Here is a 22,772-nt window from a genome sequence, read left to right as displayed (position 1 = left end):
GGTACGGGTAAGGGCCCGGCTCCCGTTGGGGGAGCCGGGCCCTTCGCCGTGTGCGCTATTCGGGCCGTCGCCGCTTCGGTGTGATCGCGGTCAGGTCCAGGTCGATGGGGAAGGGGACGGAGACGGTCAGCCGGTCGCGGAAGATGCCGGTGGCGACGTACGCCTCGGTGGCGGGGTCGAGTTCTTGAAGTGCTCTCCCGGCTGAAGCCGGGAGATTCCTGCTTACCTTGCGGCAGCGGGCTTGACGCGTTTGGCACGCCTGACGACTGCCCTCCCGGCAGCCGGGATGAGCGCGTGGCCCATCCGGTACAGGTGCAAGACGTTCCGGGCTGCGTTCCAGTCGGCGTTGCCTGACCAGCCGCAGTCCGGGTTCTTGCACACGAACACGGCCTGGGACTCTCGGCTCCCCGGCGTGATGAAGCCGCACGCGGAGCATCGCCGGGAAGTATTGGGGGCCGGGACCTTGTGCAGGGTGCCGCCGAGCTGGGCGGTCTTGTACGTCAGCATGGTGACCGTCCGGCCCCACGCCTCCCCGCTGATGGAGCGGTTCAGCCCGGATTTCTGGGCGACGTTCTTCCCCGGCTCTTCGATGGTTCCCCTGGCTGACTTGACCATGTTCGTGATGGTGAGTGCTTCGACCACAACGGTGCCGTATGTGCGGGCGATGGCGGTGGTCGTCTGGTGCTGCCAGTCCAGGGCCCGGCGCTTGGCTTTCGCGCGGAGTCCTGCGATCTGGTCGTAGGTGTGGTGCAGCCGGCGGCTGGTGGGCTCGCCGGGCTTGCGGTGCTGCTTACGCTGCGCGGCGCGCTGCTCCAGGTGCAGAAGCCTGGCTTTCTCCTTGCCGGTCAGCCATTCGCCGTGCTCGTACGTTTCGCCGTCCGAGAGGGCTATGGGCACGGTGACGCCCACATCTATGCCGACGTCCGGCCCCTGGTGGGGATCGGGCTTGGCCTCCAAGGTCCGAACACGGAAGGCGATGTGCCAGCCGAGCACGTCCTTGACCAGCCGCGCCCCGGTGATCCGGTTCTCCCCGTTGGCGTGCTTGCCCACGGGCAGGTCCTTGGTCCACCGGAATCGGACCCGGCCCACCTTGGGAATGTTGGCCATGCCCCAGCGGCGGTGCACGCGGGTGATGTTCAGGTCCCGGCCCTGCGGAATGTCCACGGACGTCACCGTGCGGAACCGGCCCTTGAAATTCGGGGCGTCGGCGCGGCCGTCCCAGCAGTTCTTCCACGCCTGGAAGTACGTCTTCAACACCGCTTGCGCGGCCTGCGCGGGAAGGACAGCGAGAAAGTCGATGTCCTCGCGGGCCTGGCGGATCGCGGCGTCCGCGTTCGCAAGAGTCCGTTTTTCCTTCGGCATCATCCGCCACCAGGCGTGCAGCAGGTTCCACATGGTGCGGGCCGCGTGCGCCTGGCCATCAGTCTTCAACACCTCGGCGCGCGATAGCGAAAGACGGGCACGGTGCCCGAACTGCCGCTTCACCAGGGAGTCTTGACTCACAACGGAAACCCTAACATTGGCTTATGTCACCACGCTGGAAACCTAATCCCGATGTCAGAACGGGTCGCCATGTTGTTTACAACCTGCACGTTCACTTGGTTTTTGTCACGAAGTACCGGCGGAAGGCGTTCACCGACGTCATGCTGACCCGCACCGAAGAGATCATGGGGGAGGTCTGCGCCGACTTCGAAGCCGAGCTGAAACAGTTCAACGGCGAACAGGACCACGTGCACCTGCTCGTGCACTACCCGCCGAAGGTGCAGCTTTCCAAGCTGGTCAACTCCCTCAAAGGCGTCAGCTCCCGCAGGCTGCGCCAGGAGTACGAGAGCCACGTCCGCCGGTACCTGTGGGGCGGACACTTCTGGTCCGGCTCCTACTTCGCCGGCTCATGTGGCGGCGCACCCCTGACCGCCGTCAAGCAGTACATCGAAAACCAGCAGCGTCCCGTCTAACCGTCACCCCGGAGGCGCAGAGCACTCCGACGCTCCGCGCCTCCGGGCCAAGGATGGCCTTCACCCCCGCCCTGAAGGGCGGAGCACTGGCCAAGATCAGAGGTAGACCACGGCGCGGCCGTCCTTGTTCTCCACGCGCCAGAAGTGCGGAATCATGGCGCGGGCGTACTTGACCGGCTTCGTCTCGCGGTCACGGCTGGGGGACGCGGGGGAGACCACCTCCACGGCGAGCACCAAGGCCTCCGCGGGTACCCGCGTCTGGTCCCAGCCGTGGATGGCGTAGTCGTGTACGGCGAGGACATCCGGTTCGGGACGGTTGTGCCGGTCGATGTCGATGGTGAACCTGCTGAGGACTTCGATGTCGGCAGGTGCGAGTGCATGCAACTGGTGCGCGAGAGAACTGACCGCTCGCGAATGGAAGAGGGTCTGAGGACTCGGGAAGATCAGGCCTCCGTCGATCAGCTCCGTGTGCGGAGGCAGATCGGGAATCGTGTCCAGATCGTCGGCAGTCCAGCCGCCCGGGGGCGGGATCGGGTGTCGCATGAGCCGGAGTCTCGCGAGTCGGACCGGCGTATCGCTGCAGATCTCGCGAAAGCCGCTCCTATGGGTGAGTCATATGCCCAGCGCACTTGACTGCCGGGTTCCAGTTGTGGAAGAGGCCCGCGGGGTTGTCCTTGTAGGCCCACATGTGGAGGTCGAAGTGCTTGGGCATCCCCGGGGAGTGGCCCGGCATCGGGCCGTCGAAGGGGAGGCCGAACATGGTGGGGCGGCCGGCCGCCGTCGCCAGGTTCTGGTCCGGGTCGGAGACCATCCACTCGACCGCGTACAGCTTGCGGCCGCCGCCGGGGCCCTTCTCCGGGCCGTAGATGATCGCCGTCGGCTTCGCCGGGTCGGTCGAGCCCCAGCGGGACTTGTTCTCGTAGTGGTAGCCCATCGAGCCCGGGCCGCGCGGGTTGTCCATGCAGACGTCGGTGCGGACGTAGCCGTCCGCGATGGCCGCCCTCTCGTTCTCGTACTTGGCCGTCACCCGGTAGGCCGTCGCCAGGTCGAGCATCGCCCGACGGTCGTTCGGGTCCGGGGCCGGGCCGTCCACGGCCCGGGCCGCGGGGAGGGCGGCCAGGGCTATGGACGCGGCGGCGGCGCAGATGAGGGCGGCCTTGCGGGCACGGGCGGACATCGGGACTCCTGCCGTTCGGGGGCTTTCGTCCACCTTCCCGGCGCGGCCCGGCCCGTGCACGCGGCGCGCCTCCGAACGGGGGTTAGGGGGTGTCGTCAAAGTGGCGTCGGCCGCCCGTAGGGCGGTGCTGTCGGGGTCTGGTGCGTGCGATCGCAAGGCGGAGGAGGGAGTCGATGCGGAGCATCGGCGACCGACGACAACGCGGCGAGCGTGCGTGCCGGACCCCGACAGCCAGACGCGACTTTGACGACACGACCTAGGGCCGGGTGGTGCCCGGGAGGCAGCGCACGTCCGGGTTGAACGTCGCGAACAGTCCGGCGGGGTTGGGCTTCCACAGCCACACGTGCAGGGCGTAGTGCGTCTTCTGGCCCTTGAAGCGGCCCGCGATCGGCCCCTTGAAGGGCTGCCCGAACAGGCTCGGGCGGTCGTCGTCGGTCTCCAGCTTCCCGTCCCGGTCCATGACCACCCACTCCAGGGCGACCAGCCGGCGGCGGCCCGACGCGTCGTCCTCGTACAGCAGGGCGGCGGGCTTCGCGGGGTCGAGGGAGTCGTCGTACGCGTGGTTGAAGTGCGGGTATCCCAGGGCGCCGCCGCCCGCCGGGTCGGTCACGCAGTACTGGTCGGGGACGTAGCCGGCCGCGGTCGCCGTCCGCTCCCGGAGGTACCGGGTGCTCGCCAGGGCGGCGCGGGTCAGGTCGGCCAGGGCGGCGGGGTGCGCCCCCGGGCCGCCGTGGCCGTGGGTGCGGCCGTGGCCGTGAGCGTGGGCGTGGCCGTGGCCTCCCGGCGGCGTCGGGGTGGCTCCGGCGGGGGCGGCCGCCAGGGTGAGGGCCGCCGCCGCGGTGAGGGCCAGGGCGAGCTTGCCGGTACGAGAGGCCATACGGGGACTCCTGGATCGTGGGGTCGAGGCCCCAGGAGCATCACCCGCGGGCCGCCGTCCGGCCGGGCGGCGGGCCGGACGGCGCGGGTCAGGCCGCCCGGGCGGCGTACGCGCGGACGTCCGCGTCCGGGTCGGAGACCGCCGCGGCGAGGGCCGCGCGGGCTCCGGCGGTGTCCCGGTGGGCCAGCAGCGCGAGGACCGCCGCCTTGCGGACGTCCGCGTTGGCGTCGGCCAGCGCCCCGGCCAGCGGCGGTACGGCAACTCCCGGGTCGGCGGCCGACAGCGCGGCCGCCGCCCCGGCCCGTACCTGCCAGGCGGGATCGGCCAGGGCGGCCGCGGCGGCTTCGGCGTAGCGGCCGGGGCAGCCGGCCTGGGCCAGGGCCCCCAGGGCGGCCCCCCGCACCAGTGGATCCGGGTCGGCCAGCAGCGGGTCCAGTGGGGCCGGGGCCGGGGTGTGCACCGAGGCCAGGCCCTTGGCCACCGCCACCCGGACCTCGCGGGCCGGGTCCGCGGCGGCCGCGGCGAGCGCCGGGACCGCGTCCACCGAGACCAGCGCCCGGACGGCTTGGATGCGGACCTCCGGGTCGGCGTCGGCCAGCGCGCCCGCGTACAGCCCGGCGTCCCCGAGCCGCAGGGCCCGCAGCGCTTCCAGCGCGGCCGAGCGCACCACCGGGTCGGGCACGGCGAGGGCGGCCCGCAGCCCGGCACCCAGCTCCGGCCCGCCCGGCAGCACCTCCACCAGCTCGCGCAGCGCGCCCGCGGCTGCCGCCCGTACGGCGGGGGCCGGGTCGGCCAGCCGGGCGGCGAGCGCCGGTCCCGCACCCGGGGGGACGGTCTCGCCGAGCGCCGCGACGGCGGCCGTACGCACGGCGGCGTCCGGGTCGGTGAGGTAGGGGTGCAGGGCGGCCAGGTCCGGTGACTCCTCGGCCAGGGCGAGGAGTTCGAGGATCCGCGGCGAGGCGCCGCCCCCGGCCCGGCCCGCGGCGGCGCCCCCGGAGCCGGAAGCCCGGGCCGGGTCGGGGTGGGCCGTGCGCCCCGCGGCAGCGTCGGCCGGACCCGCCGTCGCGACCGGGGTCAGCGCGACCTCGCCCAGGTGCCGTGCGGGGCCGCCCGTCGGGGTGAACCCGTCCACCGGGACCAGGTACGGTTCCACCGGCCGGGCCGTGAACTCCATCGCCCCCGACGCCGACTTGCGCAGGTCCAGGTGGTGCAGCCAGCCCGTGTCGTCCCGCTCGGGGTGGTCCAGGCGCTCGTGGTAGAGGCCCCAGCGGGACTCCGTACGGGCCAGCGAGGACCGGGCCGCCATCTCCGCGCAGTCCCTGATGAAGGACACCTCCGCGCAGCGCATCAGCTCGTGCGGGGTGGTCGCGCCCATCTGCGCGATTTCGCCCGTCATCCGGTCGAAGGCCTCGACGGCCAGCGACAGCTTCGCGCCCGTCTTCGGCGGAGCCACGTAGTCGTTGACGAACCGCCGCAGCTTGTACTCCACCTGCGGCTGCGGCGGCCCGTCCGGGTTGCGCAGGGGGCGGTAGACCAGCTCGTGGGCCGCCGCCAGCTGGTCGGCCGGCAGCTCGCCCTCGTACGCGGCGTACCGGGCCGCGTCCGCCCCCGCCAGGTCGCCGAAGACGAACGCCCCGATCATGTAGTTGTGCGGGACGGACGCCAGGTCCCCGGCGGCGTACAGGCGCGGGACGGTGGTGCGGGCGTGGTCGTCCACCCGGACGCCCGAGGCGGAGTGGCCCCCGCACAGGCCGATCTCCGAGATGTGCATCTCGATGTCGTGCGTGCGGTAGTCGTGGCCGCGGCCCGCGTGGAAGGTGCCGCGCGTCGGCCGTTCCGTGGTGTGCAGGATCGATTCGAGCGAGGCCACGGACTCCTCCGGGAGGTGGCTGAGCTTCAGGTACACGGGGCCCCGGTCCGAGGCGAGTTCGGCCGCGAACTCCGCCATCATCTGGCCCGACCAGTAGTCGGAGTCCACGAAGCGTTCGCCGTGCCGGTTGACCTGGTAGCCGCCGAAGGGGTTCGCGACGTACGCGCACGCCGGACCGTTGTAGTCCTTGATCAGCGGGTTGATCTGGAAGCACTCGATCCCGGTGAGCGCGGCGCCCGCGTGGTAGGCCATGGCGTAGCCGTCGCCCGCGTTGGTCGGGTTCTCGTACGTGCCGTAGAGGTAGCCGGAGGCGGGCAGTCCGAGGCGTCCGCAGGGGCCCGTCGCGAGGATCACCGCCCCGGCGCGCACGGTCACGAAGGCGCCGGTACGGGTGTGGAAGGCGGCCGCGCCGATCGCCCGGCCGTCCTCGGGCGAGGTGAGGACCCGTACCGGCATCACCCGGTTCTCGATGCGGATCCGCTCGCGCATCTCGCGGCGCCGCAGCTGCCGGTAGAGGACCTTCTTGACGTCCTTGCCCTCGGGCATGGGCAGGACGTACGAGCCCGAGCGGTGGACCTGGCGCACCGCGTACTCGCCGTGCTCGTCCTTCTCGAACTTCACCCCGTACGACTCCAGGCGCCGCACCATCGCGAATCCGCGGGTGGCGGTCTGGCGGACGGTCGACTGGTCGACGATGCCGTCGTTGGCGCGGGTGATCTCGGCGACGTAGTCGTCCGGTTCGGCCCGGCCGGGTACGACGGCGTTGTTGACGCCGTCCATGCCCATGGCGAGGGCTCCGGAGTGGCGCACGTGGGCCTTCTCCAGGAGCAGGACCCGCGCGCCGCGCTCGGCGGCGGTCAGTGCCGCCATCGTGCCGGCGGTGCCGCCGCCGATGACGAGGACGTCGCAGGAGAGTTCCTCGGCGTCGCCGATCGCGGGAATGTCCACGGTGCGCTGCCTTTCCGTTCGGTTCGGTCAGAGGGAGTCGATGACGTGCTGCCGCAGGGCGGCGTGCGAGGCCGCGCGGGCGCGGTCGCGGGGGTTTGGTACGGCGAGCACGTCGACGGCACGGTTGGTGCCGAGGAGGGCGACGCGGTCGCCGAGGAAGAGGGCCTCGTCCACGTCGTGGGTGACGAAGACGACGGTCGCACCGGTGCCGGCGAGCACGTCCACGAGCAGGTCCTGCATCTCGGCCCGGGTCTGGGCGTCGAGCGCGCCGAAGGGTTCGTCCATGAGGACGGCGCGGGGGCGCGCGGCGAGGGCGCGGGCCAGCTGCACGCGCTGCCGCTGGCCGCCGGAGAGCTGGTGCGGCAGCCGGCCCGCCTGCGCGGCGAGCCCGACCCGCTCCAGCCACCCCTCGGCTTCGCGCCGCCGCTCGGTGCGGCCGGCCAGCCGCACGCCCGCGCGGGAGCGCCCGATGGCGAGGGGGAGTTCGACGTTGGCGCGGACCGTGCGCCAGGGGAGGAGGGCGTCGTCCTGGAAGACCAGGGCGCGGTCGGCGGACGGGCCGGCCAGGGGCCGGCCGTCCTGTTCGACGGTCCCGCCCAGCGGCGGCAGCAGTCCGGCCACCGTGCGCAGCAGCGTGGACTTCCCGCAGCCGGACGGGCCTACGACGGCCAGCACCTCGCCCGCCTCGACCGTCAGGTCGACCCCGTCGAGGACCGCGTTCCCCCGGTGCCCCAGCCGTACGTCGCGCAGTACGAGCCGGGCCCCTCGGGGTGAGGTGGCGGCCGGGGTGGTCGCGGCAGCGGTCGGACTCATGACGAGGTCACCTCTCGGGTACGGGACTTCGGGGCTCCGGCCGCGCCGGGCCGGGCGGGGCCGCCGGATTCGGGGGCGGCGGAGCCGGGGCGCACCCGGCCCGGGGTCCCGCGGGCAGCGGCCCCCGACGCGGGGCGCGGTCGCGGCGGCCGGGGCGGCGGGGCCTGGGCCGCGCGCGCGGGCAGCCAGCGCGTCAGGCGGCGCCCGGCGCGCTCCACGGCCGTGGAGGTCAGCCAGCCAAGCGCGCCGATGGTGACCATGCCGACGAAGACGCCGGGGTAGTCCACCACCGTGTAGTCCTGCCAGGTCCGGTAGCCGACCCCGAACTGCCCGGAGATCATCTCGGCCGAGATCACGCAGATCCACGAGACGCCGATCCCCACCGACAGGCCGCCGAAGATGCCCGGCAGGGCTCCGGGGAGGACCACGGAGACGAGGATCCGGCCGCGTCCGCCGCCCATGGTCAGGACCGCCTCCTCCCACACCGGCGTCAGCGCCCGCACCGCGTGCCGGGTCGAGACCAGCACCGGGAAGAAGGCGGCCGCGCAGGTGATGAAGACGATCCCCTGTTCGTTGGAGGGGAACAGCAGGATGGCCACGGGGACCAGTGCGATGGCCGGGATCGGGCGCAGGACCTCCAGGACCGGCCCCAGCACGTCGGAGACGATCCGCGAGCGGGCGATGGCCGTGCCCACCGCCACGCCCAGGACGGCCGCGAGGGCGAAGCCCGCCACGATGCGGCGCAGGCTGGCGGCCAGGTCCTGCCAGTACGGCCCGGCCTGGGCGCGCTCCGCGAACTTCGCCGCGATCTCTCCCACCGTCGGGAACTGCTCGAACCGCAGCCACAGGTTCACGTCCAGCGAGGTCAGCCCCTGCCACAGCAGGAGGGCCGCGCCGAGCGAAGCCGCCCGCAGCAGCCAGCGGCCGGCCGTCATGACGCCAGGGCTCCGGCCTCGGCGAAGCTCAGGATCCGCGCTCCGGTCGCCGTGTGCCGGTCGACGTAGGACTTGGCGCCCGCGCGGGTGACGAAGGCGCGCAGCTCCGGTCCCTCGGCGACCCACACCGCCTTGTCCGCGAACCAGAGCGTGCCGGTCACCGCGTCCGGCACGTACGCGGCGCGGACGTCGGCGCCGCGGGCCGCCTTCAGCAGCTCGCGCGGGGAGTCGTAGCTCTGCGTGCGGTTCTGCCCCTTCAGCCACAGCTCGGGGCGGGCGGCCGCGGCCTGCGGGTAGTCCGGCGCGCCGGCCGCCGCCCGGCGGAGCGGTTCAGGGTCCACGAAGGCGTCCACATCGACCTCGCCGACCAGCTTGGCGGCCTGGAGGACGGGCACGTCCTGCTTGAGCGCGTCGATCAGCTCAGGACGCAGGGCCGGGTCGAAGGCGGCGATGCCGTTCGCGCCGTTGTAGAGGTAGACCACCTCCGCGGGCAGGCCCGTCTCCTTGGCCACCGACTCGGCGGCCGCGACCGGCTCCGCGCGCAGGTGGCCGGTCGCCCTGCGCTGGGCCCGCAGGAAGTCCTCCAGCACACCGGCCCGTTCGCGGGCGAACTTCTCCCGCACCGTGACCCCGTGGAAGGTCGGCAGGTTCAGCTCGGCGCCGTCGTACAGGGCCTTCGCCCGCCCCTCGTAGGCCAGCTGCCCCGGCCAGGCGACGAACTGCGACAGCGCGTCCACACTGCCCGCCTGGAGCGCGGAGGCGCCCACGCTGGGCTGCTGGTTGAGCTTCTCGACGCCCTTGTCCGGGTCGATCCCGGCCCGTTGCAGCGCCCGTACGAGGGTCCCGTCGGCGGCCGAGCCGACCGAGGTCGACACCTTCTTGCCGCGCAGGTCGGCGAGGGACTTCAGTTTCGAGTCCGGGGCGGTGACCACGGTGTTGAGGCCGCCGCGCAGGTTGTAGCCGGTCACGGAGACGAGGCGGGTGGGCTGCTTCAGCTCCTTGCCGCGCGCCGCGTTGAGGAGGAGCGGGAAGTCACCCATCGAACCGATGTCGATCTTTCCCGCGGTCATCTGGGCGGTGATCGGGGCGCCGGTGGCGTAGTCCTGCCAGTCGACCTTGTAGGTGGTCCCGTCCCTCTTGCCGCGCGCGGCGAGCTCCTCTTCGAAGTAGCCGAGGGAGCGCAGCAGCGTGCCGGCGGTGACGGTGTTGATGGTCTTGGACTGGTAGCCGACGGTCACGGTGACCGTCTTGGCGCCGGCCGCCCCGGAGGCGTCGCCACAGGCCGTGGCGAGGGGGGCGAGGAGCAGGACGAGGGCGGGCGCGAGGGGTTTCGTACGGCGGACGGACATGGTGGCGAGACCTTTCACCGGAGCAGGTACGGCATGTTGACGGTGACCGCGCCGGTGGGACAGCGGGCGGCGCACGGGCCGCAGTACCAGCACTCGTCGACGTGCATGTAGGCCTTGCCGTTGTCCTCGCGGATCGCTAGCGAGTCGAGCGGGCACATCTCGACGCAGAGGGTGCAGCCGTCGATGCACAGGGACTCGTCGATGGTCACGGGCACGTCGCCGCGCTGGGGGACCAGAGGCATGGCTGTCTCCAGGAAAGGGGGTGTGAGCGGTGGTCAGAGGGAGCGGTGCAGCAGGCCGCTCATGGTGATCCGGTCGCCGCGGAAGCGGATGAACTCCAGGTCCACGGGGCGTCCGTCGGCGAGGTGGCTGAGCCGCTCCAGCATCAGTACGGCGGCCCCGCGCGGGGCCTGGAGCACGGCGGCGGAGTGCGCGTCGGCGTTGACGGCCTCCAGGGTGATCTCGGCCCGGCCGAGCCGCTGCCCGGTCACCTGCTCCAGCAGCCGGAAGACGTCGGTGTGCTCCAGGTCGCGGTCCAGCAGCTCGGCGCCGATGTCCAGGGGGACGTAGGTGAGGTCGAGGGAGAGCGGCAGGCCGTTCAGGCGGCGAAGCCGTTCGATGTAGAGCACCTCGGAGTGCTCGGGCAGGCCGAGCCGTCCGGCGACGGGTGCGGGGGCGCGGACGGGGCCTGCCGTCCGGACCTCGTTGGTCACCTCGCCGTGCTCGTGCAGGGTTTCGGCCAGGCCCTGGAGCCGGTCCAGGCCGTGCGGGTACTTCTCGCAGACGACGACGGTGCCCACGCCCGGGCGGCGCTCCACGAGGCGCTCGCCGCGCAGCAGGTCGAGGGCCTGGCGGACGGTGTTGCGGCCGGCGCCGTAGTCGGCGGCGAGGGTGTCCTCCAGGGGGAGGACGCCGGCGGGGTAGCCGCCCGCCAGGATCTGGTGGCGCAGCAGGTCGGCGAGCTGTCGCGCCTGGTCCGCGCGCAGCCGCCGGCGGCGCGCGGCGGCGACCGGGACGGTGTGCTCACGGGTGCGTTCGGCTGGCATGACAGGGAACGTACCGGCGGCCCGGCGGCGGTTGTGTTGCCGCAGTGTTGCGCCACCGCGCACCGTCGGCGCACGGCTTTGACCTGCGGTTTCGGCGGGGCGTCGGGAAGATCCGCCACCCCGCCGACCATATTCCGGACTAGCGGGATCCCACGATGCGGCCGGTGACCTCGCCGAGGCCCACGCGGGTGCCGTCGGCGCCAGGGGCCCAGGCGGTGAGGGTGACGGTGTCGCCGTCCTCCAGGAAGGTGCGCTTGCCGTCGGCGAGCTCGATGGCGTCGCGGCCGTTCCAGGTGAGCTCCAGCAGGGAGCCGCGCTGGCCGGTCTCGGGGCCGCTGACGGTGCCCGAGCCGTAGACGTCACCGGTGCGCAGGGAGGCGCCGTTGACGGTCATGTGGGCCAGCTGCTGGGCGGCGGTCCAGTACATCGACGCGAACGGCGGCCGCGCCACCTCCTGCCCGTTGATGGAGACGGTGATGCGCAGGTCGAAGCCGCCGGGGCGGTCGCTGCCCGAGTCGTCGAGGTAGGGCAGGAGCGGGAAGTCCCGGGCGGGCGGGGCGACCCGGGCCGCGTCCAGGGCCTCCAGCGGGGTGACCCACGCCGACACCGAAGTGGCGAAGGACTTGCCGAGGAAGGGGCCCAGCGGCACGTACTCCCAGGCCTGGATGTCGCGCGCCGACCAGTCGTTGAGGAGGAACAGGCCGAAGACGTGGTCCTCGAACTCGCCCAGCGCCACCGGGCTGCCCATCTCGGACGGGGCGCCGACGACGAAGCCGACCTCCGCCTCGATGTCGAGCTTGACGGACGGGCCGAAGACGGGCGCCGGGTCGGTGGGGGCCTTGCGCTGCCCGGAGGGCCGTACGACGTCCGTGCCCGACACCACGATCGTGCCCGAGCGGCCGTGGTACCCGATGGGCAGGTGCTTCCAGTTGGGCGTGAGGGCGTCCCCGTCCGGCCGGAAGATCTTCCCCACGTTGGTGGCGTGGTGCTCGCTCGCATAGAAGTCGACGTAGTCGGCGACCTCGTACGGCAGGTGCAGCGCGACCTCGTCCAGCGGCAGCAGGTGCGGCTCCACCGACGGGCGGTGGCCGGGGTCGGTGACCCAGGCGGTCAGCGCGCGGCGCACATCGCGCCAGGCGGTACGCCCGGCGGCCAGCAGCGGATTGAGGGAGGACTGCCCGAGCAGCCCGGCGTACGGGGAGCCGAGCGCGGCCGCGGCCGCCCCCGCGTCGAGGACGTGCCCGCCGATCCGCACACCGATCCGGCGCCGCGCCGGGTCCTGCGGGGTGGAGAAGACGCCGTACGGGAGGTTGTGCGGCCCGAACGGGTCGCCCTCGGGGACATCGAGGGGGCTCTGCTGGGGCATGGGGTACTGCCTCGCTTTCGACGCGGTCCGGGGGTGTCCCGGGAGCTGGCTGACACGTTACGTGGCCGGTGGGGCCTGCGGGAGGCGGGATTCGGGCTCTATTTGTAGGACTTGTCCAGGGGGGTCCGTATCCTTGGCGCCGTGACTTCCGCCCTCCCCTATGCCTTGATCGCCACTGACCTGGACGGGACTCTGCTGCGCGCCGGAGACACCGTCTCCGCCCGCTCGTACGAGGCACTCGCGACCGCCCGCGCGGCCGGCGCACAGCACATCGTCGTCACCGGACGCCCGGTACCACAGGTCCGACACGTCCTGGACGGCCTCGGCTACACAGGGCTCGCGGTGTGCGGGCAGGGCGCGCAGGTGTACGACGCGGCGCGCGGCGTGCTGCTTCACTCCGTCTCCATGGACCGTGGCCTGGCCGAGGTGGCCCTCGGCAAGATCGAGGCCGAGATCGGCGAGGTCTACGCGGCCGTCAACCAGGAGGGGGTGGACGCGGAGATGCTGATAGGGCCCGGCTACCGGATGTGGCACCCGCACCTGCCGACGGTGCGCGTGCCCCGGCGCGGCGACCTGTGGTCGGCCCCCATCAACAAGGTGCTGCTCCAGCACCCGGAGCTGGACGACGACGAACTGACGCGGGTGGCCCGGTCGGTGGTCGGCGACCTGGTGAACGTCACCATGGCGGGCGAGCACACGGTCGAACTCCAGCCCCCGGGCATCGACAAGGCCAGCGGCCTGGCCCGGGCCGCGGCCGTCCTCGGCGTGCCGGGTTCGGCGACGATCGCGTTCGGGGACATGCCGAACGACATCCCGATGTTCGCCTGGTCGGCGCACGGGGTGGCGATGGCGGCGGCGCACCGGGAGCTGCTGGCCGTCGCCGACGAGGTCACGCTGTCGAACGAGGCGGACGGCGTCGCGGTGGTCCTGGAACGCCTCTACGCGTAGCGTCCGGCGCCGGGGCCGGGGCCGGGGCCGTCAGGCAGCTCGGGGTCGGTGACCTCCCACGTGTGCCCGCCGAGGTGGGACAGGTATTGACCGCACCCTTCGCCGCTGCTGTCGGTGGCCGGGCAGTCCGGGAGCACCAGGAGCGCGTCGGGCCCGCCCGCCTCGGACCACCGGGCCCACAGGGCGGCCCCGGCCCCGCCGTCGTGGACGAGGTCCATGTGGTCCCCGACGTGGCGTTCCAGCGAGCACCGCAGTACCGGACCGTCCCGGAGCACCTCCATGAGGGCGGGCCCGTCTGCGGACAGGAGCTGCACCAGTGCGGTCAGGTGCGCCGTGGACAGGGCGCCGTGTGCGCCGCAGGCGAGGCGTACGGGTGTACCGCTCACGCGAGCCACCCCCGGGCGACGACGGCCGCCGCCGCGGCCACGGCCGCCGCGAACGCGTCCCGCTCCGCCTCCCGCTCCGTCTCCCGCCCGACGATCGCCGTGTCCAGCCGGGACAGGAACAGTGCCCGGTAGGCGGGGTCCGACTCGATGCGGCGCAGCTCGGCGAGCGGCCGGTCCTCCTCGGACGGCTCCGGGTACGGATCCGCCGTCACAGCCGACCCTCCGCGCTGCGGGCGTTGCGCCGGGCGATCTCGGCCCGCAGCCGCTCCATGGGCTCGGCGGGGCGGACGTCCCGTGGCTCCGCCTCCCATTCCGGCCCACCGTGCAGGGGCCGCAGAGCCCAGTACGGGCCGGCCGTCCCCCGGAACTCCCCAACCCGGTCGTCCCGTCCCGTGTCCACCACGACGGTGCCGGGGGGCGGGGGATGGGGGTGGTTCGATGCAGACATGGCCGTTCCTCTCCGTAGCCGAATCGCTACCGATCGGGTTCAGAGTGGCCCTGGGCGGGGGAGGCTTCAACCTGTCGGATCGGAACGGAAGATTGGTCAGGAGCCCTTGAACCGCAAGGAGTTGTACCCCGAGCGCGGACCCCAGGCGGCCTTCGGAGCGCGTCTTCGCAGCTCGCGGGAGGAGCAGGGGTGGACGCAGGAAACCCTGGGCGGGCGGCTCGGGTACTCCAGTACGCACGTCTCGGCGGTCGAAACTGGACGGAAAGTGCCGACTCTGCGTTTTTCGCGCAGTGCCGACGAGGTCTTCGGCACCGGCCAGGGCGAGCGGTCGTTCGAGCGCGAGTGGCGCGAGATCCGGCACGGCGTACTGCTGGAGGGCTTCCCGGAGTTCCTCGGCTACGAGAGCCGGGCGGTGGAGATCCGCCTGTACGAGGTGGGCGTCATACCGGGGCTGCTCCAGACGCCGGAGTACGCGACGGTGCTTGCCGAGAGCGCCGCCAAGCGGGGCGCCATCACTGCCGATCATGCGGCCGAGCGGATCGCCGTCGTCGCGGAACGGCAGGCGGTACTGCTGCGTACCCCTCCGCCGCTGATCCTCGCGGTGCTCGACGAGAGCTGTATCCGTCGGCCCCTCGGCGGACCCGCCCTCATGCGGGACCAGTTCACGCGACTGCTCGAATTCGCCGAACTTCCGAACACGGTGCTCCAGGTTGCCCCGTTCGATATGGGTGAGCGACGGCCGTTCAACCTGCCGCTCTACATCCTGACGCTGCCGGACCGCTCGATCATGTCCTACGCGGAATCCGCCCAACGGGGCTATCTGGAGCGGGACAACAACTCCGTGGTGCCCATGATGACGGCCTACCATCAGCTCCAGGCCGAGGCATGCACCCAGGCGGCATCGGTAGCCATGATTGATCAGCTACGAAAGGGCACCTCGTGATGACCGAATCCCCCCAGTGGTTCAAGTCCTCCTACAGTGACAACGGCGGCGCCTGCGTCGAGGTCGCCACCAATCTCGTCGCCTCGCGCGGTGTCGTGCCGGTCCGGGACTCCAAGCGCGACGACAGCCCCGTGCTCGGCTTCACCGCCGTCGCGTTTTCCGCGTTCGTGGACGGCGTCAAGACCGTCTGACCCCGCACCATCGGGCTACGAAAGGGCACCTCGTGATGACCGAATCCCCCCGGTGGTTCAAGTCCTCCTACAGCGAGAACGGCGGCGCCTGCGTCGAGGTGGCCACCAACCTCGTCGCCGCGCGCGGCATCGTGCCGGTCCGGGACTCCAAGCGCGCCGATAGCCCGGTGGTGGACTTCACCGCCGCCGCGTTCGCCTGCTTCGTGGACGGCGTCAAGGCCGGGATCTCCGCCACCGTCTGACCGCCCGGCGGAGCTGGATTGCCCGCAGGGCAATTCCAGCCCCGCCGGCGTTTGAGGCGCGGGGTCTGGGGCGGAGCCCCAGGGCCGCCCGGCAGGCCGGTCAGCCCGCCGTCCTCGGCAGCCGGCGTTCCCACGTGCGGTGGAAGACCACCTCGCCCCCCTCCCGGCAGACGACCTCGTTCGACGTCAGGAAGCCGCCCTCGTCGCACGAGATCTCCGACCGGGTCTCCACCCGCGCGTCCCAGCCCAGCTCGGGCCGGTGGAGCCGGATGCGCCACTCCGAGCGGGTCCGGGCCGACAGCGGGTCGGCGTCCTGGATCTCGTAGACCTCCAGCGCGTCCTCGCTGAACTCCAGGCCGTCCGGGTACACCCGGGTGCCCCCGTAGCGGGGGTCGACCTCCAGCCGCCAGGTCCCGCGCGCCACGTCCCGTACGACCAGCCGCTCCGGGCGCGGCTCGTCCAGCGTCGCGGGGAAGGCGACCCCCAGCGGCTCCGCCTGCTCCGGCGCCTCGAAGACGATGCCCTCGTCCGCCGGGGACGGGGTGCGGATCGGGAGGGTCAGCGTGCTGCCCGCCGGGTCCAGGGTCCAGCCCGCCTCGGAGCCCGCCCGGGGCCAGATCCAGGGCCAGTAGGCCGAGGACACCGCCAGCCGGATCCGGTGCCCGGGCGGAAAGGCGTGGCCGATGCCGTTCAGCTCGAAGGTGACGTCCTCGTACGCGCCCACGGGCCACGGCACGGCCCGCTCCCGGCCCCGGCGCGCGGACAGGTTCAGCGCGCCCCGGGTGATCAGCGTGGAGGCGCCGTCCGGTGCCACGTCGCACAGCCGGGCCACGACCTGCCCGTACGGCACGTCGAGGCGCAGCCGCAGGGTCACCGACGGCCGGCCGAGGATCTCCACCGGCTCGCCCGCGCCCACCGGGAACTCGAAACAGGCCGACTTCGCGTCCTCCTCCCGCTGGTCGGGCGGCAGGTCGGCCTCGTTGCCGAAGGGGAGGAAGCGGCCCGCGTCCATCCCGGTGTGCTGCGGGGAGGCGACGAGCACCGGCGCGCCCTGGAGCCCGTACGGGACGGGGATCACGGACGCCGACGGCCAGGCCTTCTCCCCGACCCAGCGGCCCGGGAGCTCCTCGTAGACCGTCGCGGGCGGGTGGGAGCCGCTGATCCAGGCGCGCAGCGGCGGCTCGCTCATCACGCCGTTGTCCGCGCCCTTGAGCCAGTGGTCCCACCAGCGCAGGGTCTCCTGGAGGAAGCCGATCGCCGGGCCGGGCGGGAGCCCGCGGTCCGGGTACTGGTGCGACCACGGGCCGATCAGGCCCCGTACGCGGCCGGCCGGCAGGTGCTCGACGAGCCGCAGGACGGAGTCCCGGTACGGGTCGTGCCAGCCGCCCACGGCCAGGACCGCCGCGCCGATGGCCGGGTAGTCCTCGCAGACGCTGCCGTGGCGCCAGTAGGCGTCGCGCGTCTGGTGGGAGAGCCAGGTGTGGATGAGCGGTTCCACCGACTCCAGCCGTGTCAGCCACTGCTCGCGCCAGCCGTCCCCGACGAACAGGGGGTCCGGCGGGCGGGAGGCGAAGGCCAGCATGGTCGCCGCCCAGGCGTGCATGTCCACGGCCAGGACCGAGCCGCCCGTGTAGTGCACGTCGTTGTCGTAGCGGTCGTCCGTGGAGCAGACGGTGACGACGGCCTTGAGCGGCCCGGGGGCCAGCGCGGCGATCTGGAGGGAGTTGAAGCCGCCCCAGGAGATCCCGAACATGCCCACCGAGCCGGTGCACCAGGGCCGGGCCGCCAGCCACTCCACGACCGCGACCCCGTCGGCCAGTTCGCGGGCGTCGTACTCGTCGCCGGGCAGGCCGCCGCTGCACCCGTGGCCGCGTACGTCCACCCGTACCGAGGCGTAGCCGTGCCCCGCGTACCAGGGGTGGCGCTGCCAGTCGCGCGGCGCCGTCCAGTCCGTCAGCCGGTACGGCAGGTACTCCAGCAGGGCCGGAACCGGTTCGTCCGTCACCGGCCGCCAGATGCGTGCGTAGAGCTCCACGCCGTCGGCCATCGGGATCCGGACGTCCTCGCGGGTGGTCCGGTACGGGAACTCGGTACGGATGATCATGGGGTTGAGTCGCCTCTCGCCTCAGTGGACGGGGTGCATGGTGCGCCGCAGCCACGGCGCCGGCGCGGCGATCGCCGCGCCGAGGGTGAGCAGGCCGACGAAGCGGTCCGTCGTCAGCCATCCGACGGCCGCCAGAAGGGTGGAGAGCGCGGCGAAGGCGGCGCAACCGATGATGATCTTCGTCACTGCGGCGCGCATCGCGTCGGCCGCGCAGGAACCGGGGATCCGGTCGGCGAGCCATCCGCCGGCGACGGAGACGAGGTAGACCATGGTTCCGTAGGCCGCCGACACGGAGGCCGCCGTGCCCGGGTCCGGGGGCTCCTCTACAACGGGCGTAGTTCTGGACAAAATGCATTCTCCGGTTGATTCGGCTCCTCACGAACATACCGGTGCGCTTCGGGCGGTGCGCGGGTGATGGCCGGACAGGCGCTCTCGGTGATCGAAAACAGACCCGATACGCTGGCTTGAGTGATGGCAGCGACACATCGACAATCCAGGTGATCGTCACCGTGATCGTCAGCAGACAGGAGTACCCCTCGTGACCGTCGTCGGGCCGTTCGGACTGAGCGTGCGGGACCAGGCTCTTGAGACCGATGTGCAGGCCGGACTGGCCGCCGTCGAGGCGGGTCTGCTGGAGGCCACCAAGAGCGAAGTCCCCTTCATCACCGAGGCCGCACAGCACCTGGTGCGGGCCGGTGGCAAGCGCTTCCGCCCGCTGCTGGTGATGCTCGCTTCGCGCTTCGGTGATCCGTACGCGCCCGGAATCGTGCCGTCCGCCGTGGTGGTGGAGCTCACCCACCTGGCGACGCTCTACCACGACGACGTCATGGACGAGGCGGACGTGCGCCGCGGGGTGGCCAGCGCCAACACGCGCTGGGGCAACTCGGTGGCCGTCCTGACGGGTGACTTCCTGTTCGCCCGCGCCTCGCACATCCTGGCGGACCTCGGCCCCGAGGCCGTACGCATCCAGGCCGAGGCCTTCGAGCGGCTGGTGACGGGCCAGATCCTGGAGACGGCCGGCCCCCGCGACGGACGCGACCCGGTCGAGCACTACCTCGACGTCATCGCCGGCAAGACGGGCTCGCTGATCGCCGTGTCCGGCCGCTTCGGCGCGCTCATGGCCGGCGCCGACGAGTCGGTCGTCGACATCCTCACCCAGTACGGCGAGCGGCTCGGCACCGCCTTCCAGCTCGCCGACGACGTCCTCGACATCGCCTCCGACGCGCACGAGTCCGGCAAGACCCCGGGCACCGACCTGCGCGAGGGCATCCCCACCCTGCCCGTGCTGCGGCTGCGCGAGGCCGCGGCCCGCGACGGGCGGGAGGAGGACCTGGAACTCGTACGGCTCCTGGACGGCGACCTGTCGGACGACGCCCGGCACGCCGAGGTGCTGACCCGGCTGCGGGCGCACCCCGCCCTGGAGCAGGCCCGCCGCGACACCATCCGGTACGCCGAGGACGCGCGGGCCACGCTCGCCCCGCTGCCGGAGTGCTTCGCGAAGTCGGCGCTGGAAGAGCTCTGCGACGCGGTGGTGCACCGCGCGGGCTGACGCGCCCCCAGACAGTGGAACGGGCCCTTCCGCCCCGGCGACCCCTACGGGTCGGGGGAGGGGGGCCCCTTCCGTGTCATCCCACGGTCGTACGCACAGTTGCTTCCGGGGACTGACGCCCGCGGGCCCCGGATTTGGTCAGATGGAGTCATCAAACCCCACCAGATCGGGTGAGCGCGGCGACACGGGGGTCGCCGCCGTCGACACAGAGGGCAGGGCACTGACATGGCAGCGAACACGAAGACTTCTCGCAAGGTCGCCCGGTACGCCGTACCGGTCGCGGTGGCAGGTGTGGCCGCGGCGACCGTCGCGATGGTCCCGGCCTTCGCCAATGCCGGCGGACCCGACCTTCCGAAGGTGACGGCGCAGCAGCTCATCGAGAAGGTCGCCGCCTCGGACGTCCAGGAGCTGTCCGGCACGGCCAAGATCAGCACCGACCTGGGCTTGCCGAAGCTCGCCACCGGACTGCTCGGCGGCGGTGGCCTCGCGGGCGGCTCCGCCAACCCGGAGGACAAGGTCGCCCAGCTGGCGAGCGGTACGCACACCTTCCGCGTCGCCGCCGACGGCCCGGACCGCCAGAAGCTCACCTTCCTGGACGGCAAGGACGAGTACAGCCTCATCCACAACGGCGACGACGTGTGGGGCTACGACTCCAAGTCGAACGAGGTCTTCCACGAGAAGGCCGACCAGCCGGGCAAGGACGGCGGCAAGGACGCGGGCAAGGAGCACAAGACGGGCGACCGCCTGGCCGCCTCGCCGCAGCAGCTCGCCGAGGACCTGCTGAAGGCCGCCGGCCCGACCACGGACGTCAGCGTCGGCGACACGGCGCAGGTGGCCGGCCGCGATGCCTACCAGCTGGTGCTCAAGCCCAAGCAGAGCGGCTCCACGATCTCCTCGGTGCAGATCGCGGTGGACGCCAAGAACGGCGTGCCGCTGCGCGTGCAGGTGCTGTCCACCCAGGGTGGCAAGCCGATCCTGGACGCGGGCTTCAGCAAGGTGGACTTCGCCAAGCCGTCCGCCGACACCTTCAAGTTCACGGCTCCCAAGGGCGCCAAGGTCACCGAGGGCGCGGCCGAGTCCGCCCGCGGGGACAAGGAGTTCAAGGCGCTCGAATCCTTCCCGGGTCTGGACGGCCTGATCGGCGGGGCGAACGGCAAGGGTGACGTGAAGGTCCTCGGCGAGGGCTGGGCGACGATCGCGCGCATCGACTCGGGGCCGGGCCAGGGTCTCAAGGACCTGGAGAACGACAAGAACGCGCCCAAGCAGGCCAAGCAGTTCCTCGACTCCCTCGGGGACAAGGTCTCCGGGAAGTTCGGCGAGGGCCGGGTCCTGTCCACCCGCGTGGTCAACGCGCTGATCACCGACGACGGCAAGGTCTACGTCGGCGCGGTCACCAAGGACGCGCTGGTGAAGGCGGCCGACGCCAACAAGTAGTCACCCGTAGGAAGACTGTCCGAAGGGTGGGCCGGGAATGTGTCCCGGCCCACCCTCGCGTCGTTCCCCTCCTGCGTACAGCGCGCCCGCTGTACGGTGGAGGGCATGTCGAGACACGTCACCATCCGCCTGGACGAAGAGTTCCACGAACGCCTGAAGGCGCGCGCGGCGGCGCTGGGGACGACGGTCACCGCGCTGATCACCGAGGTCACCGAACGCGAACTCGACGAGGACCGGAAGGAGTTCCTGTCCGGCATAGACGAGTTCGCCGATCACTGGGGCTACTTCCAGCAGCGGTTCGGCAATTGAAGATCACCATGGAGTGGGCCTGGACCGCTCTGGCCCACCATCTTCCGTCCGATCCCGCCGTGTGGGACCCCTCAGGGGTGGCCGCCGCGGTCGCCCGCCACCAGAACGACCTCGTCATGGTGCCCGAACAGCCCGCCCCGGACACCGCGTGGCGGGCCGCCGCGTTCCTGCACACCCTCGCGGTGTGCCCGGCGCTGGAATCCCCGATGAACGAGTTCTACGCGGCCGCGGCCACCCGCTCGTACCTGCGGGTGGCGGGGGCCGGGCAGCTGCCGTCGCCGGAGGTGCTCGGCGATCTCGTCGAGGCGGCGAAGCTGGGCCGCGCGGACATCGCGGCGGTCGCCGAGGAGCTGCGGGCCCGCATACAGGACCCGCAGCCCGCCTCGCCCGGCCGGAACCAGTCCTAGAAGCTGATCTTCCAGCTGTTGATGTAGCCGACGTCCTGTCCGGCCGTGTCCTTGGCCTGGAGCTTCCAGATCCCGTTCGCGACCTCGCTGGAGGCGTTGACGGTGTAGCTCTGGACGAGGTTGTCGGCGCTGCCACCGCTGCGGTTGTGCAGGTTGTAGACGCTGCCGTCGGGGGCGATCAGATCGACCACCAGGTCACCGCGGTAGGTGTGGACGATGTTCACGTCCACCTTGGTGGTGGCCGGGGCGTTCCCCGTGACACCGGACACCGTGATCGGAGAGTTCACCGCGGCACCGGGGGAGTCCGGGATGTTCACGTCCGCCGTGTTCTCGAAGGACGGGCCCGGCGGGACCGGGGTGGCCGCCCCGAGGGTCCAGATCGCGTAGGCGACGGCGTCCGAGTTGCGGTCCAGGGCGGTGTCGTTGATGTTCGCCGTGTTGTCGCAGGAGGAGTGGTAGCAGCGGTCGAAGGCCTGACCGGCCGTGCCGCCCCACTTCTGGGCCTGCGCCGAGGACTTCGTGTTGCTGGCGCCGGTGAACAGGCCGCCGACCGGGATGCCCACGTTCTTGAACGAGGCGTGGTCGGAGCGGCCGTCGCCCTCGGTCTCGATCTCGGTGGGCACGCCGAGGCCCGCGTAATAGTTCTTGAAGGTCTGCTCGATGGTCGGGTCGTCGTCGTAGACGAAGTAGCCCGGGTTCGGCGAGCCGATCATGTCGAAGTTCAGGTAGCCGGAGAACTTCGCGCGTTCGGCGGCCGGCAGCTGGTTGACGTAGTACTTCGAGCCGACCAGGCCCAGCTCCTCCGCGCCCCACCAGCCGAAGCGCAGGTGCTTGGTGGGCTGGAGGCCCGCCCGGGAGACCGCGAGGGCCGTCTCCAGCACGGCCGCGCTGCCCGAGCCGTTGTCGTTGATGCCCGCGCCGGAGCTCACCGAGTCCAGGTGCGCGCCGGCCATCAGGACCGAGTTGGGGTCGCCGCCCGGCCAGTCGGCTATCAGGTTGTAGCCGGTGGCGCCGCTGGAGGTGAAGGTCTGCAGGGTGGTGGTGAAGCCCGCCGCGTCCAGCTTGGCCTTCACGTAGTCGATCGAGGCCTTGTAACCGGCCCTGCCGTGGGCGCGGTTGCCGCCGTTGTTGGCGGCGATGGTGGAGAGCTGCGACAGGTGGGCCTTGACGTTGGCCAGCGGGATGTCGGGCGGTGTCGGCGCCGCGGTGGCCGCCGTGGGGGCGGCCAGTGCGGCGGGAGTGGCGGCGGCGAACAGGCCGGTGACCGCGATCGCGGTCACGGCGGCAAGGCGCCGGGAGACGGACAGGCTCATGGGGGGCTCCGGGATTCCGCGGGGATATGACGGAACGTGCGGTGGTGGCGCGGGTGAGCGTTAGTGCGTCAGTGCGAGCCTGATGGTCAGCGAGGACATGACAATCCGTCAAGACCATAATCCGGTCATGACGGTTCGGAAAACGGACGATCCCCGGTACGT

25 protein-coding genes and 1 pseudogene are annotated in these 22,772 nt (G+C 72.1%); 9 read left to right on the top strand and 17 right to left on the bottom strand.

Annotation, left to right across the window (positions count from 1 at the left end):
- Window positions 1-222 precede the first annotated feature (222 nt).
- Entirely contained in the window at window positions 223-1,503 is a 1,281-nt protein-coding gene (locus OG447_RS04320; RefSeq protein WP_266934944.1) for a transposase, read from the bottom strand.
- A gap of 23 nt (window positions 1,504-1,526) precedes the next feature.
- Between OG447_RS04320 and tnpA the strand changes: the two genes are divergently transcribed.
- Window positions 1,527-1,955, top strand: coding sequence for an IS200/IS605 family transposase (tnpA, locus tag OG447_RS04315; protein WP_266934943.1), 429 nt, complete (start codon window positions 1,527-1,529; stop codon window positions 1,953-1,955).
- 99 nt (window positions 1,956-2,054) lie between these two features.
- Here tnpA and OG447_RS04310 read toward each other — a convergent pair.
- From OG447_RS04310 to fahA, 10 genes and pseudogenes are all read right to left on the bottom strand, one after another.
- Window positions 2,055-2,498, bottom strand: a pseudogene (locus OG447_RS04310) (Uma2 family endonuclease); the annotation flags it as partial.
- 58 nt (window positions 2,499-2,556) lie between these two features.
- Window positions 2,557-3,132: a hypothetical protein gene (locus OG447_RS04305; protein ID WP_266934942.1), complete on the bottom strand. Its 576-nt coding sequence runs from the start codon at window positions 3,130-3,132 to the stop codon at window positions 2,557-2,559.
- A 256-nt stretch (window positions 3,133-3,388) separates the two neighbouring features.
- Window positions 3,389-4,009 carry a hypothetical protein gene (locus OG447_RS04300; RefSeq protein ID WP_266934941.1) on the bottom strand — a complete coding sequence of 207 codons (621 nt, stop codon included), beginning with the start codon at window positions 4,007-4,009 and terminating at the stop codon, window positions 3,389-3,391.
- 88 nt (window positions 4,010-4,097) lie between these two features.
- Window positions 4,098-6,827, bottom strand: a complete 2,730-nt coding sequence (locus OG447_RS04295) for a fumarate reductase/succinate dehydrogenase flavoprotein subunit (RefSeq protein WP_266934940.1) — start codon at window positions 6,825-6,827, stop codon at window positions 4,098-4,100.
- A gap of 27 nt (window positions 6,828-6,854) precedes the next feature.
- Window positions 6,855-7,640 carry an ABC transporter ATP-binding protein gene (locus OG447_RS04290; RefSeq protein ID WP_266934939.1) on the bottom strand — a complete coding sequence of 262 codons (786 nt, stop codon included), beginning with the start codon at window positions 7,638-7,640 and terminating at the stop codon, window positions 6,855-6,857.
- On the bottom strand, window positions 7,637-8,575 hold the full coding sequence (locus OG447_RS04285) for an ABC transporter permease (protein ID WP_266934938.1): 939 nt from the start codon (window positions 8,573-8,575) through the stop codon (window positions 7,637-7,639). The genes OG447_RS04290 and OG447_RS04285 overlap by 4 nt, the downstream gene beginning before the upstream one ends.
- Window positions 8,572-9,924 carry an ABC transporter substrate-binding protein gene (locus OG447_RS04280; RefSeq protein ID WP_266934937.1) on the bottom strand — a complete coding sequence of 451 codons (1,353 nt, stop codon included), beginning with the start codon at window positions 9,922-9,924 and terminating at the stop codon, window positions 8,572-8,574. Before OG447_RS04280 ends, OG447_RS04285 begins: the two co-directional genes overlap by 4 nt.
- Window positions 9,925-9,938: 14 nt before the next feature.
- The gene (locus OG447_RS04275) at window positions 9,939-10,166 is read right to left on the bottom strand and encodes a ferredoxin family protein (protein ID WP_266934936.1); all 228 of its coding nucleotides are present in this window, start codon (window positions 10,164-10,166) and stop codon (window positions 9,939-9,941) included.
- 33 nt (window positions 10,167-10,199) lie between these two features.
- Complete coding sequence (locus tag OG447_RS04270; protein WP_266934935.1) at window positions 10,200-10,970, bottom strand: GntR family transcriptional regulator; 771 nt, start codon at window positions 10,968-10,970, stop codon at window positions 10,200-10,202.
- Between the two features lie 139 nt (window positions 10,971-11,109).
- Window positions 11,110-12,336 (bottom strand): fumarylacetoacetase, encoded by a 1,227-nt coding sequence (fahA, locus tag OG447_RS04265; protein WP_266934934.1) that lies wholly within the window; start codon window positions 12,334-12,336, stop codon window positions 11,110-11,112.
- Between the two features lie 141 nt (window positions 12,337-12,477).
- Here fahA and OG447_RS04260 point away from each other — a divergent pair, with 141 nt between their 5' ends.
- Window positions 12,478-13,284: an HAD family hydrolase gene (locus tag OG447_RS04260; protein ID WP_266934933.1), complete on the top strand. Its 807-nt coding sequence runs from the start codon at window positions 12,478-12,480 to the stop codon at window positions 13,282-13,284.
- Here OG447_RS04260 and OG447_RS04255 read toward each other — a convergent pair.
- The 3 genes from OG447_RS04255 to OG447_RS04245 are packed head-to-tail and all read right to left on the bottom strand — an operon-like array spanning window position 13,275 to window position 14,118.
- Window positions 13,275-13,670, bottom strand: a complete 396-nt coding sequence (locus tag OG447_RS04255) for a hypothetical protein (protein WP_266934932.1) — start codon at window positions 13,668-13,670, stop codon at window positions 13,275-13,277. The two genes, OG447_RS04260 and OG447_RS04255, sit on opposite strands and share 10 nt — an antisense overlap.
- Window positions 13,667-13,882 carry a hypothetical protein gene (locus tag OG447_RS04250; protein WP_266934931.1) on the bottom strand — a complete coding sequence of 72 codons (216 nt, stop codon included), beginning with the start codon at window positions 13,880-13,882 and terminating at the stop codon, window positions 13,667-13,669. The genes OG447_RS04255 and OG447_RS04250 overlap by 4 nt, the downstream gene beginning before the upstream one ends.
- Window positions 13,879-14,118 carry a hypothetical protein gene (locus OG447_RS04245; RefSeq protein WP_266934930.1) on the bottom strand — a complete coding sequence of 80 codons (240 nt, stop codon included), beginning with the start codon at window positions 14,116-14,118 and terminating at the stop codon, window positions 13,879-13,881. The genes OG447_RS04250 and OG447_RS04245 overlap by 4 nt, the downstream gene beginning before the upstream one ends.
- Window positions 14,119-14,224: 106 nt before the next feature.
- Here OG447_RS04245 and OG447_RS04240 point away from each other — a divergent pair, with 106 nt between their 5' ends.
- Genes OG447_RS04240 through OG447_RS04230 form a run of 3 tightly spaced genes read left to right on the top strand, consistent with a single transcriptional unit; the run spans window position 14,225 to window position 15,494 of the window.
- Window positions 14,225-15,061 carry a helix-turn-helix transcriptional regulator gene (locus OG447_RS04240; protein WP_266934929.1) on the top strand — a complete coding sequence of 279 codons (837 nt, stop codon included), beginning with the start codon at window positions 14,225-14,227 and terminating at the stop codon, window positions 15,059-15,061.
- Complete coding sequence (locus tag OG447_RS04235; protein ID WP_266934928.1) at window positions 15,058-15,252, top strand: DUF397 domain-containing protein; 195 nt, start codon at window positions 15,058-15,060, stop codon at window positions 15,250-15,252. The genes OG447_RS04240 and OG447_RS04235 overlap by 4 nt, the downstream gene beginning before the upstream one ends.
- A gap of 32 nt (window positions 15,253-15,284) precedes the next feature.
- Window positions 15,285-15,494 carry a DUF397 domain-containing protein gene (locus tag OG447_RS04230; protein WP_323181723.1) on the top strand — a complete coding sequence of 70 codons (210 nt, stop codon included), beginning with the start codon at window positions 15,285-15,287 and terminating at the stop codon, window positions 15,492-15,494.
- Between the two features lie 100 nt (window positions 15,495-15,594).
- On the opposite strand, the gene OG447_RS04225 is transcribed toward OG447_RS04230, so the two are convergent.
- Together OG447_RS04225 and OG447_RS04220 are read right to left on the bottom strand one after the other, a co-directional pair.
- Window positions 15,595-17,598, bottom strand: coding sequence for a CocE/NonD family hydrolase (locus OG447_RS04225; protein WP_266934926.1), 2,004 nt, complete (start codon window positions 17,596-17,598; stop codon window positions 15,595-15,597).
- 21 nt (window positions 17,599-17,619) lie between these two features.
- Complete coding sequence (locus OG447_RS04220; RefSeq protein ID WP_266938978.1) at window positions 17,620-17,946, bottom strand: hypothetical protein; 327 nt, start codon at window positions 17,944-17,946, stop codon at window positions 17,620-17,622.
- A 190-nt stretch (window positions 17,947-18,136) separates the two neighbouring features.
- Between OG447_RS04220 and OG447_RS04215 the strand changes: the two genes are divergently transcribed.
- From OG447_RS04215 to OG447_RS04200, 4 genes are all read left to right on the top strand, one after another.
- On the top strand, window positions 18,137-19,147 hold the full coding sequence (locus OG447_RS04215) for a polyprenyl synthetase family protein (RefSeq protein WP_266934925.1): 1,011 nt from the start codon (window positions 18,137-18,139) through the stop codon (window positions 19,145-19,147).
- A gap of 225 nt (window positions 19,148-19,372) precedes the next feature.
- Window positions 19,373-20,581 carry a sigma-E factor regulatory protein RseB domain-containing protein gene (locus tag OG447_RS04210; RefSeq protein WP_266934924.1) on the top strand — a complete coding sequence of 403 codons (1,209 nt, stop codon included), beginning with the start codon at window positions 19,373-19,375 and terminating at the stop codon, window positions 20,579-20,581.
- A 105-nt stretch (window positions 20,582-20,686) separates the two neighbouring features.
- On the top strand, window positions 20,687-20,890 hold the full coding sequence (locus OG447_RS04205) for a hypothetical protein (RefSeq protein ID WP_266934923.1): 204 nt from the start codon (window positions 20,687-20,689) through the stop codon (window positions 20,888-20,890).
- On the top strand, window positions 20,887-21,297 hold the full coding sequence (locus tag OG447_RS04200; RefSeq protein WP_266934922.1) for a hypothetical protein: 411 nt from the start codon (window positions 20,887-20,889) through the stop codon (window positions 21,295-21,297). The genes OG447_RS04205 and OG447_RS04200 overlap by 4 nt, the downstream gene beginning before the upstream one ends.
- On the opposite strand, the gene OG447_RS04195 is transcribed toward OG447_RS04200, so the two are convergent.
- Window positions 21,294-22,610 carry a M28 family metallopeptidase gene (locus tag OG447_RS04195; protein WP_266934921.1) on the bottom strand — a complete coding sequence of 439 codons (1,317 nt, stop codon included), beginning with the start codon at window positions 22,608-22,610 and terminating at the stop codon, window positions 21,294-21,296. The genes OG447_RS04200 and OG447_RS04195 overlap by 4 nt on opposite strands.
- Window positions 22,611-22,772: the final 162 nt, after the last annotated feature.

This window comes from Streptomyces sp. NBC_01408 (genome assembly GCF_026340255.1).
In the GTDB taxonomy this organism is placed as follows: domain Bacteria; phylum Actinomycetota; class Actinomycetes; order Streptomycetales; family Streptomycetaceae; genus Streptomyces.
The sequence above is the reverse complement of the archived record's forward strand: the minus strand, read 5'-3'. Positions and strand labels throughout refer to the sequence as shown.

Bases quoted from the DNA above. Each gene is read 5' to 3' on its own strand.
- tnpA (WP_266934943.1), top strand. From the start codon at position 1,527: ATGTCACCACGCTGGAAACCTAATCCCGATGTCAGAACGGGTCGCCAT.
- OG447_RS04305 (WP_266934942.1), bottom strand. From the start codon at position 3,132: ATGTCCGCCCGTGCCCGCAAGGCCGCCCTCATCTGCGCCGCCGCCGCG.
- OG447_RS04300 (WP_266934941.1), bottom strand. From the start codon at position 4,009: ATGGCCTCTCGTACCGGCAAGCTCGCCCTGGCCCTCACCGCGGCGGCG.
- OG447_RS04290 (WP_266934939.1), bottom strand. From the start codon at position 7,640: ATGAGTCCGACCGCTGCCGCGACCACCCCGGCCGCCACCTCACCCCGA.
- OG447_RS04285 (WP_266934938.1), bottom strand. From the start codon at position 8,575: ATGACGGCCGGCCGCTGGCTGCTGCGGGCGGCTTCGCTCGGCGCGGCC.
- OG447_RS04280 (WP_266934937.1), bottom strand. From the start codon at position 9,924: ATGTCCGTCCGCCGTACGAAACCCCTCGCGCCCGCCCTCGTCCTGCTC.
- OG447_RS04275 (WP_266934936.1), bottom strand. From the start codon at position 10,166: ATGCCTCTGGTCCCCCAGCGCGGCGACGTGCCCGTGACCATCGACGAG.
- OG447_RS04270 (WP_266934935.1), bottom strand. From the start codon at position 10,970: ATGCCAGCCGAACGCACCCGTGAGCACACCGTCCCGGTCGCCGCCGCG.
- fahA (WP_266934934.1), bottom strand. From the start codon at position 12,336: ATGCCCCAGCAGAGCCCCCTCGATGTCCCCGAGGGCGACCCGTTCGGG.
- OG447_RS04245 (WP_266934930.1), bottom strand. From the start codon at position 14,118: ATGTCTGCATCGAACCACCCCCATCCCCCGCCCCCCGGCACCGTCGTG.
- OG447_RS04225 (WP_266934926.1), bottom strand. From the start codon at position 17,598: ATGATCATCCGTACCGAGTTCCCGTACCGGACCACCCGCGAGGACGTC.
- OG447_RS04210 (WP_266934924.1), top strand. From the start codon at position 19,373: ATGGCAGCGAACACGAAGACTTCTCGCAAGGTCGCCCGGTACGCCGTA.
- OG447_RS04205 (WP_266934923.1), top strand. From the start codon at position 20,687: ATGTCGAGACACGTCACCATCCGCCTGGACGAAGAGTTCCACGAACGC.
- OG447_RS04195 (WP_266934921.1), bottom strand. From the start codon at position 22,610: ATGAGCCTGTCCGTCTCCCGGCGCCTTGCCGCCGTGACCGCGATCGCG.